At 54.4% G+C, this 13,651-nt stretch carries 8 protein-coding genes; 5 read left to right on the top strand and 3 right to left on the bottom strand.

Annotation, left to right across the window (positions count from 1 at the left end; all coding sequences use genetic code 11):
• The first annotated feature begins 43 nt into the window (after nucleotides 1-43).
• The 4 genes from ACMVME_RS16730 to ACMVME_RS16715 all read left to right on the top strand — a co-directional run bounded on the left by ACMVME_RS16730 (nucleotide 44) and on the right by ACMVME_RS16715 (nucleotide 4,539).
• Nucleotides 44-727 carry a DUF1120 domain-containing protein gene (locus ACMVME_RS16730; RefSeq protein WP_014171839.1) on the top strand — a complete coding sequence of 228 codons (684 nt, stop codon included), beginning with the start codon at nucleotides 44-46 and terminating at the stop codon, nucleotides 725-727.
• A gap of 120 nt (nucleotides 728-847) precedes the next feature.
• A complete protein-coding gene (locus ACMVME_RS16725; protein ID WP_014171838.1) occupies nucleotides 848-1,552 on the top strand; it encodes a fimbria/pilus chaperone family protein in 705 nt (234 codons plus the stop codon).
• A gap of 9 nt (nucleotides 1,553-1,561) precedes the next feature.
• Complete coding sequence (locus tag ACMVME_RS16720; RefSeq protein ID WP_020883514.1) at nucleotides 1,562-3,982, top strand: fimbrial biogenesis outer membrane usher protein; 2,421 nt, start codon at nucleotides 1,562-1,564, stop codon at nucleotides 3,980-3,982.
• Nucleotides 3,979-4,539, top strand: a complete 561-nt coding sequence (locus ACMVME_RS16715) for a membrane protein (protein ID WP_014171836.1) — start codon at nucleotides 3,979-3,981, stop codon at nucleotides 4,537-4,539. The genes ACMVME_RS16720 and ACMVME_RS16715 overlap by 4 nt, the downstream gene beginning before the upstream one ends.
• A gap of 106 nt (nucleotides 4,540-4,645) precedes the next feature.
• Here ACMVME_RS16715 and ACMVME_RS16710 read toward each other — a convergent pair whose 3' ends face one another.
• Together ACMVME_RS16710 and gltB are read right to left on the bottom strand one after the other, a co-directional pair.
• Nucleotides 4,646-6,064 carry a glutamate synthase small subunit gene (locus tag ACMVME_RS16710; protein WP_251858906.1) on the bottom strand — a complete coding sequence of 473 codons (1,419 nt, stop codon included), beginning with the start codon at nucleotides 6,062-6,064 and terminating at the stop codon, nucleotides 4,646-4,648.
• Between the two features lie 9 nt (nucleotides 6,065-6,073).
• Entirely contained in the window at nucleotides 6,074-10,534 is a 4,461-nt protein-coding gene (gene gltB, locus ACMVME_RS16705) for a glutamate synthase large subunit (RefSeq protein ID WP_020883516.1), read from the bottom strand.
• 682 nt (nucleotides 10,535-11,216) lie between these two features.
• Between gltB and ACMVME_RS16700 the strand changes: the two genes are divergently transcribed.
• A complete protein-coding gene (locus ACMVME_RS16700; protein WP_139252549.1) occupies nucleotides 11,217-12,158 on the top strand; it encodes a TIGR01212 family radical SAM protein in 942 nt (313 codons plus the stop codon).
• On the opposite strand, the gene ACMVME_RS16695 is transcribed toward ACMVME_RS16700, so the two are convergent.
• On the bottom strand, nucleotides 12,138-13,640 hold the full coding sequence (locus ACMVME_RS16695) for a helicase HerA-like C-terminal domain-containing protein (protein ID WP_025202916.1): 1,503 nt from the start codon (nucleotides 13,638-13,640) through the stop codon (nucleotides 12,138-12,140). The two genes, ACMVME_RS16700 and ACMVME_RS16695, sit on opposite strands and share 21 nt — an antisense overlap.
• Nucleotides 13,641-13,651 lie beyond the last annotated feature (11 nt).

Below are 13,651 nucleotides of genomic sequence, written 5' to 3'. Positions count from 1 at the left end.
CTGTATTTAATATTGCAATTACTCATATGTTAAGGAATAACAAGTGAAAAAGGTTTTACTCGCTACTGCGCTCTCTCTCTGTGTGACATCCGCTTTTGCAGCTAACCCGACTGCCGTTCTGAAAGTCAAAGGTACGCTGACTAATTCAGCCTGTACGCCTCAGTTAAGCAACGGCGGAACGGTTGACTACGGCACAATTAGTTTGGGTGGTTTAAGCTCAACGGCAGTTAACCAGCTGGGCCAGAAAGACATCGATCTGACTATTACCTGCACCGCAGCAACAAAAGTGTCCTGGAATATGATTGACGATCGCGCTGATTCTAACGCGAAACTCACCGTTGAGAATGGCGTGTTTGGTGGTGGTTCTAATTCGTCTGAAAGCCAGACTTACGGTGTAGGTAAAACAACAGGTGCAACACCAGTGAACATCGGAACTTACTCGCTGTTCGTTAAAACTGACAGCGTAATGGCTGACGGCGCTAAAGTTGACCCAATTTACCAGCAGAATGCTACGGGTAACTGGTCGAAGAGCACCAACGGTACAACTCAGGGCGATAACTATCGTGATTTCACCGTTGCAACTGTTGGCACCCTGGCTCCACTGGCGTTCCAGACCGCAACCTTCCCACTGGTGACCTCTCTGGCGATCCAGGATACCACCACGCTGGCGATCACTGATGACACCCAGCTTGATGGTCAGGTGACTATCAGCCTGCGTTATCTGTAAGACTTTTAATCGAGTAAACGTAATTTAATTAACCGGAGAGTAAATGCGCTGCATTTACTCTCTTTTTAACGGCGCGATAAACATGGACTGTTCTGTTGTTGCTTTCAAGGAGATATTATTATGCATTGTTTAAAATCTACTTTATTTAACACGCTGATTACTGCCGCGTTATTATCTGCCAGTGTTGCTGTACATGCAGAAGGCATGGTGCCTGAAACCAGTCTGTTAATCATTGATGAAGCGACGCACAGTGGAACGATTAACGTCAAGAATACCGATTCGCATCCTTCACTTTTATATACAAATGTCGTTGACCTGCCGGACGATACCGGTCTTAAGCTTATTGCAACGCAGCCGGTGGTACGTCTTGAGCCAGGTCAGACGCAGCAGCTGCGCTTTATTCTTCAGAACAAACAGCCATTGGATGTAGAGCATTATAAACGCGTCACATTCGACGGTATTCCGCCTAAAAACGATGATAAAAAAATAAAGATTGGCATTAACATTCGCCAGGATATCCCCGTGCTTATTCGTCCGGCATCCCTGGGTGTGGTCACTGATGCCTGGAAGTTCCTGAAGTGGTCCTCAAACGGCACATCCGTCACCGTGAACAATCCCAGCAAATATGTGGTCCGTCTTGGGCAGAACGTGATGCTGCTGCCTTCAGGGGTGAGTGCCTCTCTGTCCAAAACCTACATTCTTCCTGGCGAAACGCTAACGGCTGATATGAGTAAGAAAGTCAGTGGTGACAGCAGCGTTAAGTTTTTCCCGGCCAGCCGTTATGGCGTTGAGGTCCCGAGCTTTACGTCGGAATTAAATAAATAAAATAGGGATATGACGGTGAGTAAACAAAGCCGCCTTGCACTTTGTGTCCGCGCCATTCTTTGCGGCACATTACCTCTGGTGTTACTTGATTCAACATCCGTACTGGCGAGGGAGGTCACCTTCGACACGGGGATAATGCAAACGCTGGGGTTGAATAAAGATCTCAACCATTACTTCGCAGAAGCACCGCGCTTTTTACCCGGAACCCACTCCGTTTCGGTGAAGGTCAACGGGAAAGAGCGAGGAATGGCTGCAGTTCGTTTCAACAAAGACGGCATGCTTTGCTTTGATAACGATCTCATGGAGTTTGCTGGGCTGATGCCTGTGTCAATAAAGTCCGGTGAGGAGTGTCATGATATTCGGGATAACTATCCTAAAGCCGTCATCAACGCCTTGCCTAACCAGGAGGCCGTTGAACTCTATCTGCCAGCTGAAGCGGTGAACAGTCTGTCGTCGGATATCAAAAACTTCCAGCATGGCGGAACGGCGGCGCTGCTGAACTATTCATTGTTCAGCACCCATAACGACTATGGTGACAATGACAGCAGCCGCTACTCTCAGGCCAGCCTGGAAGCCGGTTTCAACACGATGGACTGGGCGCTGCGCAGCCGTTATATCCTGACGGATGACGACGGTAGTCGAAATGCCGAAAGCATTTACACCTATGCAGAGCATGTCTTTACCGCGCAAAAAATGACGATGCAGGTGGGTGAAATCAACGCCATGTCCAATGTGTTGAGCGGGGTGCCGATTACCGGCGTTCAGTTTATGCCGACCAGCGGTCTGGCGAGAGCAAGCTCTGGCGTGAGCGTTTCCGGTATTGCACAGTCTTCCCAGGCACGTGTCGAAATCCGCCAGAATGGTCAACTGGTCTTCAGTACCCTTGTGCCAGCCGGCCCCTTCACGCTGGATGACGTGCCCGTGGTTCGCAACAATGTGGATCTGGACGTCTCGGTGGTGGAATCCGACGGCGCAACTAACCGTTTCATCGTCCCGGCGTCTCAGGTAAGGGCGCGCAACCTTTCACGCCCGCAGGGTCTAACCCTTTCTGTAGGTCAGGTGCGCAGCATCGACAGCGACTATAACGATCCGCTGGTGATGAACATCTCTGACGGCTGGCGTGTCTCTCCGTGGATGAATCTCCTGGCTTCAGGTGCCGCTGCGGAAAACTATCAGGCGGCAGGCGGCAGGACAGAGTTCCTGGTAAGCGATGACTGGACCCTTTCAACGGGCGCGGCAGTCAGCAATGCGAGCTTTGGTGACAGCAGCAGCGGGGTAAAAACCGAGCTGCAAAGCGATTACATTCTGAACGAGTACGTCGGTCTTTCAGGCAGTGCGACGCATTACAGCGGAGAGTATCGCGAACTGGCTGATGCGATGGACGACGATTATCAGGGATATGACAACACCTATTCCGGCAACGTTCGCTTCTCCTCCCCTCTGGCGGGGGTGTTTAGCGCAGGGTTCAACTACAACCAGACCAGCGGTGACGGTGAAGATTCACGTTACCTCTTGCTGTCATGGGGCAAGACCTTTACGTACGCGTCAGTATCCATGAACTGGCAAAGTGCGGTCGGTAATGTCGATGACGATCAGGACAATGAGATGTTCTACGTCAACGTGAGCATCCCGCTCGGCGGCAGTCAGTCCATCAGTACCTATATGCGTAAACAGGGTGATAGCACCTCCTATGGCGCGTCTAACAGCGGCTCGCTGGGAGACAATACGAACTATTACATCTCAGCCGATCGCGATCAGGATTCGAAAGACAACAGCTTCAACGGCAACATCAACACTAACCTGCGCTATACGCAACTGAGCGTGGGGGGCGGAACCAGTGGGGATAATCAGCGGAACTACAATGCGACATTGTCGGGTGGCGTGGCCATGCATAAAGAGGGTGTGACTTTCTCGCCGTATACGATTCAGGACACCTTCGCGATTGCCAGACTGAGCGAGAAGAAGAGCGGCGTTGAAATCTCCACTCCGCAAGGTACCGTCTGGACCGATCCATGGGGCCAGGCCGTGGTACCTTCACTCAACGAATGGCATAACTCCCGCATAGAAATTGATGCTAATAAGCTGCCGCAGAGTATGACGCTGGCTAACGGCACGAAATATATTGCCGCAGGCCATGCCTCGGTCAGCGAGATTGATTTCAAAGTACTTAACAGCCGCCGCGTCATGCTAAGCGTTAAGCAGGCTGACGGTCAGCCCCTGAGTAAAGGGATCTCGATTGTTGATGAGAAAGGTAACTATATCGTGACCACGGTTGATGATGGCCACGTCTTTATTAACGATGCCGATCAGCTGAGCGCGCTCTACGCGCTAGACGGTGACAATAACCGACTGTGTAAGATTGATTACACCCTGGCTGATAAGCGTGACGAAAATGCCTTCTATGAAGAAGTGAACGGAGTCTGCCGATGAACAGTCGACACTTATCGGGCTTAGTGGCCTTGCTGATGCTCGGTGTGACAGGAATAACCCATGCTGAAGATTGCCAGCTCAGTCTCTCACAGCCGGTGGTGGATTATCATGAAATGCGCCGGGATACGATCGAAACGACGCAGCAGGACTGGCATAAAATGGCCGATCGTGACATCACGGTAAATGTTTTTTGCCCTCAGTCTCAGCAGATGGCGGTGATACTGCGCGGTACAGCGGGAGATAAGGGGCGGTTTCTTTTTGGGCAGTCCGGCGGTGTCGCAGTCAAAATTGACAACATGACCGTCGATGGCAAAAGTTACACCGTGGGTAAAACGGTCGATCAGCTGAATTTTACGCCGGAAAACGGTACACCGACGCCGTTCTATCTGCGTAATAACGAGGCGGTGATTGCGCTTGAGAATAACCAGGTCCCTTCCGGCCAGCAGATGAGTTTCAACGTAACGCTCTCACCGGTTCTCAACGAAAGCGCGTTCAGCCATCTGACAGATCAAACTACGCTGGAAAGTGATTTGACCTGGAGCTTATTGACGAAGTAACCCTTCTTTTTGCGGCACCACAGAAAAGCGGAGCTGCAGGGGGAGAATCAACGGCGGTTAGCCGCATAAAAAAAGCCGGATGGTATTTGCCATCCGGCTTATTTTTTTACACTTCCAGGTAGTTCAGAATACCGTCAGCGGCTTTACGGCCTTCGGCAATTGCGGTAACGACCAGGTCGGAACCGCGAACGATATCACCGCCAGCAAAGATTTTCGGGTTGCTGGTCTGGAACGCGTTTTCGTTGCCTTCCGGCGCAATAACACGACCCTGAGAGTCCAGCTCTACACTGTGCTTCGCCAGCCACTCCATGCTGTGAGGACGGAAACCGAACGCCATTACTACGGCATCGGCCGGGATCACATGCTCGGAGCCTGCCATGATCTCTGCGCGACGACGACCTTTCGCATCCGGCGCACCCATCTCAGTGCGCGCCATTTTCACGCCGCTCACTTTGCCGTTGGCATTCACTTCAATACCCAGAGGCTGGATGTTGAACTGGAATTCCACGCCCTCTTCACGCGCGTTTTTCACTTCGCGTTTAGAGCCCGGCATGTTCTCTTCGTCACGACGATAGGCGCAGATCACGTGTGCCGCATTCTGGCGAATGGAGGTACGCACGCAGTCCATCGCGGTATCACCCCCGCCCAGCACCACCACGCGTTTGCCTTCCATGCTGACATACGGCTCATCGGCGGTTTCGCCATAGCCCATGATCTGTTTGGTATTGGCAATCAGGAACGGCAGTGCGTCGAATACGCCCGGCGCATCTTCGTTTTCCAGACCACCGCGCATGGACTGATAGGTTCCCACGCCCAGGAAGACGGCGTCGTAATCCTTCAGCAGGTCGTCGAGCTGCACGTCGCGACCCACTTCCACGTTCAGTTTGAACTCAATGCCCATACCGGTGAAGATTTCACGGCGGCGGGTCATGACCTCTTTTTCCAGCTTGAAGGCCGGAATACCGAAGGTCAGTAGACCGCCGATTTCCGGATGGCGGTCAAAGACCACCGCCTTCACGCCGTTACGGGTCAGAACGTCCGCACAGGCCAGGCCCGCCGGGCCCGCACCGATGATCGCCACACGCTTGTCGGTTTGCTTCACGCCGGTCATATCCGGACGCCAGCCCATTTCGAAGGCTTTATCGTTGATATAGCGTTCGATATTACCGATGGTCACCGCGCCAAATTCGTCGTTCAGCGTACAGGAACCTTCACACAGACGGTCCTGAGGACACACGCGGCCGCACACTTCCGGCAGGGTGTTTGTCTGGTGAGACAGCTCGGCAGCTTCAAAAATACGTCCTTCGTTGGCCAGTTTCAGCCAGTTCGGGATGTAGTTATGGACCGGACATTTCCATTCGCAGTAAGGGTTACCGCAGGACAGGCAGCGGTCTGCCTGTGCTTTGGCCTGGCCTTCTGAAAACGGCTCATAGATTTCTACAAATTCAATTTTACGGATCTTCAGCGGTTTTTTTGGCGGATCAACACGCTGCAGGTCGATAAACTGGTATACGTTCTGGCTCATCTGAATTCCTTACTGCGCCTGCACACGCAGCTCTGCTGCGCTACGACTACGGTGACCCAACAGGGCTTTAACATCGCTGGACTTCGGTTTAACCAGCGCGAATTTCGCAGAGAACGCCGGCCAGTTGGCCAGGATCTCTTCGCCGCGCGAAGAACCGGTATGCTGCACGTGTTCGGTAATCAGACCGCGCAGGTGTTCTTCGTGGATAGCCAGCGTTTCAACATCCAGCACTTCCACCAGTTCAGGGTTCACGCGTTTGCGGAACTCACCGTCTTCATCCAGGACGTAAGCAAAACCGCCCGTCATGCCTGCGCCAAAGTTCACGCCGGTTTTACCCAGGACGCACACAATCCCGCCCGTCATGTATTCACAACCGTTATCACCGATACCTTCAACCACGGTGATGGCACCGGAGTTACGTACGGCGAAACGTTCACCTGCACGACCCGCTGCAAACAGACGACCACCGGTCGCGCCGTACAGACAGGTGTTACCGATGATGCTGGCATCGCAGCTACGGAAGGCAGAACCGACCGGCGGACGCACCGCCAGCAGACCACCCGCCATGCCTTTACCGACATAGTCGTTGGCATCACCGGTCAGATACAATTCAACGCCGCCGGCGTTCCACACGCCGAAGCTCTGACCCGCGGTACCGCTGAAGTGCGCGGTAATCGGGTCGGCCGCCAGGCCCTGGTCACCGTGCGTTTGCGCGATGTAACCGGAAAGCGATGCACCGACAGAACGATCAGTGTTGCGAATATCAAACCAGAACGTTTTGCTCTGCTTGTCATCCACGTACGGCTTCGCTTGCTGCAGCAGCTGCGCGTTCAGCACGCCATTGTCGAACGGCGGGTTGTTCTCGGTGCAGTAGACCGCTTTGCCAGGATGTGGCTCGGCAGTTTCCAGCAACTTAGACAGCTCCAGCTTCTGCTGTTTGGCTGTGAAACCTTCCAGCTCTTTCAGCAGGTCGGTACGGCCAATCAGATCCACCAGGCGTTTCACGCCCAGCTGTGCCATCAGCTCACGGGTTTCGCGGGCGATGAAATCAAAGTAGTTCGTCACTTTGAACGGCAGGCCGTGGTAATGATTCTTACGCAGCTTCTCGTCCTGGGTTGCAACACCGGTTGCACAGTTGTTCAGGTGGCAAATACGCAGGTATTTACAGCCGAGCGCGACCATAGGGCCTGTGCCGAAACCAAAGCTTTCCGCACCCAGAATCGCCGCCTTGATGATGTCGAGGCCGGTTTTCAGGCCGCCATCCACCTGCAGACGGATCTTATGACGCAGACCGTTAGCCACCAGCGCCTGCTGGGTTTCCACCAGGCCAAGCTCCCACGGACAGCCCGCGTATTTCACGGAGGAGAGTGGGCTTGCCCCGGTACCACCGTCATAACCGGCGATGGTGATCAGGTCCGCATAGGCTTTTGCCACACCGGTCGCGATGGTGCCAACGCCCGGTTCGGAAACCAGCTTCACGGAGATCATCGCTTTCGGGTTGACCTGTTTCAGGTCGAAAATCAGCTGCGCCAGATCCTCGATAGAATAAATATCGTGATGCGGTGGCGGAGAAATCAGCGTCACACCCGGTACGGAGTAGCGTAATTTGGCGATATACGGCGTGACTTTATCACCCGGTAACTGGCCGCCTTCGCCCGGTTTTGCACCCTGAGCGACTTTAATCTGAATCACGTCGGCGTTAACCAGATACGCTGGCGTGACGCCAAAGCGACCGGATGCAACCTGCTTGATACGTGAGACTTTGTTGGTGCCATAACGGGCAGGGTCTTCACCACCTTCACCGGAGTTTGAATTGCCGCCGATGCTGTTCATCGCTTCAGCCAACGCTTCGTGAGCTTCCGGGCTGAGCGCACCGATGGACATTGCCGCGGTGTCAAAGCGTTTAAACAGTTCAGTGGCAGGCTCAACGTCGTCAATGCTGACGGCTTCATCACCCGGGTTCAGCGCCAGCAGGTCGCGCAGCGTCGCCGCCGGACGGTTGTTCACCAGTTCAGCATACTGCTGGTAATCGCTGTACTCGCCGCTCTGAACGGCCTGTTGCAGCGTACGCACCACGTCCGGGTTATAAGCGTGATATTCACCGCCGTGGACATACTTCAGCAGACCACCTTGATCCAGCGGCTTACGTGCCAGCCAGGCGCGTTTCGACAGGTTCATCAGATCCTGCTGGAAGTCAGCGAATCCGGCTCCGCCGATACGGCTGATAACGCCCTGGAAGCAAAGTGTCGCCACGTCGTCATGCAGACCGACCGCTTCAAACAGCTTCGAGCAGCGGTAGGAGGCGATGGTCGAGATGCCCATTTTGGACATGATTTTGTACAGGCCTTTGTTGATGCCGTTACGGTAGTTCAGCATCACCGTGCGGTAATCTTTGTCGATAGCACGGGTATCCACGAGACGCGCCAGCGTTTCGTAGGCCAGGTACGGGTAAATAGCCGTCGCACCAAAGCCTAACAGCACGGCAAAGTGGTGCGGATCGCGGGCGCTGGCGGTTTCAACAATGATGTTGGCGTCGCAGCGCAGGCTCTTATCGACCAGACGCGTCTGGATAGCACCTACCGCCATGGGGGCCGGTACCGGCAGACGGTTTTTCGCAATATTGCGGTCAGAAAGCACCAGCAGAACGGTACCGTTACGCACCATCTGTTCCGCTTTGTCACACAGCGCATTCACCGTCTCTTCGAGGGTCGCTTCGGTCACGTCGAAAGTGATATCGAGCGTGTCGGCGCGGTAGTGATCCTCTTTCAGGGTGGTGAGCTGTTTGAAATCAGAGTACAGCAGGATCGGCGATTTAAAGGTCAGGCGGTGCGCCTGGCCTTCAGCTTCGCAGAAGACGTTCATCTCGCGACCAATGCTGGTGGCCAGTGACATCACGTGTGCTTCACGCAGCGGATCGATTGGCGGGTTGGTCACCTGCGCAAACTGCTGACGGAAGTAGTCATAAATGATGCGTGGCTGGCTGGAGAGCACGGCAAACGGGGTATCGTCACCCATGGAGCCGACCGCTTCCTGGCCATTTTCACCGAGTACGCGGATCACGGAATCCAGCTCTTCGGCGCTGTAGTTAAACTGTTTCTGGAAGCTGGCGAGCGTATCATCGTCCAGCTCACGACTGCCCACTTCTTCATCCGGCAGATCTTCGAATGGCACCAGGCGACGAACGTTTTTCTCCATCCACTCTTTGTACGGATGGCGGCTCTTCAGATCGTTATCGGTTTCAGCAGAGTGCAGAATGCGCCCACCGCGGGTGTCGATAACCATCAGCTCGCCCGGGCCAACGCGGCCTTTCTCAACCACTTCGTCAGGCTGGTAATCCCAGATACCGACTTCAGAGGCGCAGGTGATGAGCTTATCTTTGGTGATGACGTAGCGTGCCGGACGCAGACCGTTACGGTCAAGGTTACAGGCAGCAAAGCGACCATCGGACATAACGATGCCCGCCGGGCCATCCCACGGCTCCATGTGCATGGAGTTAAAGTCGAAGAACGCGCGCAGCTCTGGATCCATATCCGGGTTGTTCTGCCATGCCGGTGGCACGAGCAGACGCATGGCGCGCACGATATCCATACCGCCTGCCAGCAGCAGCTCCAGCATGTTATCCATGGAGCTGGAGTCAGAGCCGGTTTCGTTAACGAACGGCGCGGCATCGTGCAGGTCAGGGATCAGTGGCGTCTGGAACTTATAGGTACGAGCACGCGCCCACTGGCGGTTACCGGTAATGGTATTGATCTCGCCGTTGTGCGCCAGGTAGCGGAACGGCTGCGCCAGCGGCCAGCGAGGGACGGTGTTGGTGGAGAAGCGCTGGTGGAAGAGGCAGATGGCCGATTCCAGACGCAGGTCCGCCAGGTCTAGGTAGAAGCGCGGCAGGTCAGCCGGCATACACAGACCTTTATAGATGTTCACCAGGTTAGAGAGGCTACAGACGTAGAACTCCTTGTCGTCCTGGAGACGTTTTTCAATGCGACGACGGGCGATAAACAGACGGCGTTCCATATCACGCGGACGCCAGCCCGCAGGGGCATTAACAAAAATCTGTTCAATTCGAGGCAGCGAGGAGAGGGCGATTTCGCCGAGTACCCCTTCGTTGGTTGGCACATCGCGCCAGCCAACAATAGACAGGGTTTCACGTTGAAGTTCTTCTTCGACGATGCGGCGTGAGGCGGCAGCTTTTTCAGGATCCTGATTCAGGAACAGCATACCGACAGCGTAGTTTTTGGCTAAACGCCAGCCGCGCTCTTCCGCAACGATACGGAAGAAACGATCCGGTTTTTGCAGCAGCAGACCGCAACCGTCGCCGGTTTTACCATCAGCAAGGATGGCACCACGGTGCTGCATGCGGGCCAGTGCGTGAATAGCAGTACGCACTACCTTGTGGCTAGGTTCGCCTTCTATGTGGGCGATCAGGCCGAAACCACAGTTATCCTTCTCAAGGGATTTATCGTACAACATATCAGTGAACCTCCCCAGGCTCGTCGGGCTTCCCACTGAACCGTGGCGCACAGGCACAGAAAGAGCATGGCGACGGGGTTTGCGTTTCATACGCGTACCTCGCATTCGCCCTCTTTTTCATCCTTTCGCGCAGGTAAACAAGTTTGAGGACTTGCTTCAGAGGGAATCTCAATTACTGCATAAATATGATGAGCAGGCTGCTCATCCAGAAAGCTTCCAGCGGATTTCCAACTTATCGGGAATTGGTACACAGGTCAAATGGCAATCTTATTTATACAAAAATGTGCTAAAGAGCTATTAACTATTTGTATATAAAAGAAATTCAACTCTATTTACAACGTTTGTAAGCTGTGGTGAGACGCAGCGGAGTGTGATCTGACTCACTATATGAAAGCGGTATTATCGATGTAGCGTGCTGAATAGCCGTTTTTTAGCAGAATAATTCTCTACGATGAAATGCAAACCCGCATAAAGTCACTGTTTTTCAGTGCTGACGCTATAAGTGAAAAAAACAATCAGAACATAAGGAAAAGTAATCACAACTGGCGTGAATGAAATTGCAGTAATCCTGAGTATTTATTCATAGAGATAAAGGCCTTCCAGGGCGATTGATCCAGGTCATCGCCGACAGAGGCTAAAAATGGCAGGCTTGTCCCCTTTCTTTGGGACGGTCTATCAGATTATGCAGTTACAGAAATTAGTCAACATGTTTGGTGGGGATCTTTTGCAGCGTTATGGGCAAAAGGTTCACAAGCTGACGCTGCATGGCGGTTTTAGCTGCCCGAACCGTGACGGGACGATCGGGCGCGGGGGCTGTACTTTCTGTAATGTGGCGTCTTTTGCTGACGAAGCGCAGCAGCATCGTTCTATCGTCGAACAGCTGTCCCATCAGGCGAGTCTGGTCAACCGTGCGAAACAGTATCTGGCCTATTTCCAGGCCTACACCAGCACATGGGCGGAAGTACAGGTCTTGCGTTCCATGTATCAGCAGGCGGTAAGTCAGGCCAGTATCGTAGGGCTGTGTGTGGGCACCCGCCCGGACTGCGTGCCGGAAGCGGTACTGGACCTTCTCAGCGAGTACAAGGAGCAGGGGTATGAGATCTGGCTGGAGCTGGGCCTGCAAAGTGCGCACGACAAAACTCTGCACCGCATCAACCGTGGACATGATTTTGCCTGTTACCAGCGCACCACACGTCTCGCGCGTGAGCGTGGGCTAAAGGTGTGCTCACACCTGATTGTCGGCCTGCCTGGCGAAGGGCAGCAGCACGGTCTTGAGACACTGGAAAAGGTGGTCGAGACCGGTGTGGACGGAATTAAGCTGCATCCACTGCACATCGTGAAGGGCAGTATCATGGCCAAAGCCTGGGAAGCCGGGCGCTTAACCGGTATTGAGCTTGATGCGTATACGATGACGGCGGGGGAGATGATTCGGCACACCCCGCCGGAGATTGTCTACCACCGCATCTCCGCCAGCGCCCGCCGTCCAACGCTTCTTGCACCGCTCTGGTGTGAGAACCGCTGGACGGGGATGGTGGAAATCGACCGTTATCTGCAAGAGCACGGCGTACAGGGATCGGCGCTTGGTCGCCCCTGGGTTCCCCGCTTACCGGCGACGACCGCCTAACAGGCTCCCCAGCATGCCGCGTACAATCTGATTCGTGACCTGACGCGCTGCACTTTTTGCCATGGTCTGCACGACGCCATCGCGTTTGCCGCCGCGTGGTCCGGTCGTACCAAACAGGATATCCTTAAGCCCGCCCAGGATGCCATCGTCCACGGCAACAGACTGGCCTTTGGCGGCAGGTGCGTCCTGGGATTCGGTGGTGGCCTGAACCCCTTTTTGCAGCATCTCGAATGCCGACTCGCGATCCACGTCGTCCTCATACTTACCATACAGCGGGGAGCGGTTAATCAGGCCGTTGCGTTCATCGTCCGTCACGGGCCCCATCCTGGAGCAAGGGGCAATCACCATTGCGCGCTCCACAACGGACGGGCTGCCTTTTGCATCCAGGAAAGAGATAAGCGCTTCACCGGTGCCCAACGCCTGGATGGCCGCTTCGGTATCAAATGCCGGGTTCGCTCGCATGGTTTGCGCGGCGGCTTTGACGGCCTTCTGATCTTTCGGCGTAAAGGCGCGCAGGGCATGCTGTACGCGGTTGCCAAGCTGTCCCAGCACGTTGTCAGGAATATCGGACGGGTTTTGCGAAACAAACCAGACGCCGACGCCTTTAGAGCGGATCAGGCGGATCACCTGTTCAATCTTATCCAGCAGAACCTGTGGCGCATCGTTAAACAGCAGGTGCGCCTCGTCGAAGAAGAAGACCAGCTTGGGTTTGTCGAGATCGCCGGCTTCAGGTAACTGCTCGTACAGTTCAGAGAGCATCCACAGCAGGCTGGCGGCGTAGAGCTTCGGCATCTGGTAAAGCTTCTCTGAGCTCAGAATATTGATGATGCCTTTCCCGTTGCTGTCGGTGCGCATCCAGTCCTTGATATCCAGCATCGGCTCGCCAAAGAAATGTTCGGCACCTTGTTGCTCCAGGGTCAGTAACCCGCGCTGGATGGCACCGACTGAGGCGCTGCTGATATTACCGTACTGGTTCTGGAACGATTTGGCGTTATCACCGATGTACTGGGTAATGGCCCGCAGATCTTTGAAATCAAGCAGCAGCAGACCCTGGTCGTCGGCAATACGGAAGATGATGTTCAGTACACCGGACTGCACGTCGTTGAGGTTGAGCAGACGAGCCAGCAGCAGCGGACCGAGATCGGAGACGGTTGCACGTACCGGGTGACCTTTCTCACCAAAGATATCCCATAACACGACCGGATTGTTGTGCGGTGTCCAGTCCGTGATGCCGATATTTTTGAGTCGGTCGAGCAGTTTTTCGGACGGAGTGCCTTCCTGAGCCACACCGGTTAAATCGCCTTTTACATCGGCCATAAAGACCGGTACGCCGATCTCTGAAAGCGACTCTGCCAGTTTCTGCAGGGTCACGGTTTTCCCCGTCCCGGTGGCCCCGGTGATGAGACCGTGACGGTTGGCCATCGCGGGCAGTAAAAACAGCTCTTTGTCCAGCGTGCGGGCAATTAACAATGGTGTACTCATAATGCGCTTCC

Origin of the sequence: Enterobacter cloacae complex sp. 2024EL-00711 (genome assembly GCF_047529885.1) — a bacterium.
Classification (GTDB): Bacteria; Pseudomonadota; Gammaproteobacteria; order Enterobacterales; family Enterobacteriaceae; genus Enterobacter; species Enterobacter ludwigii.
Note: the sequence above shows the minus strand (reverse complement) of the source record. Positions and strands in the feature narration are given on the sequence as shown.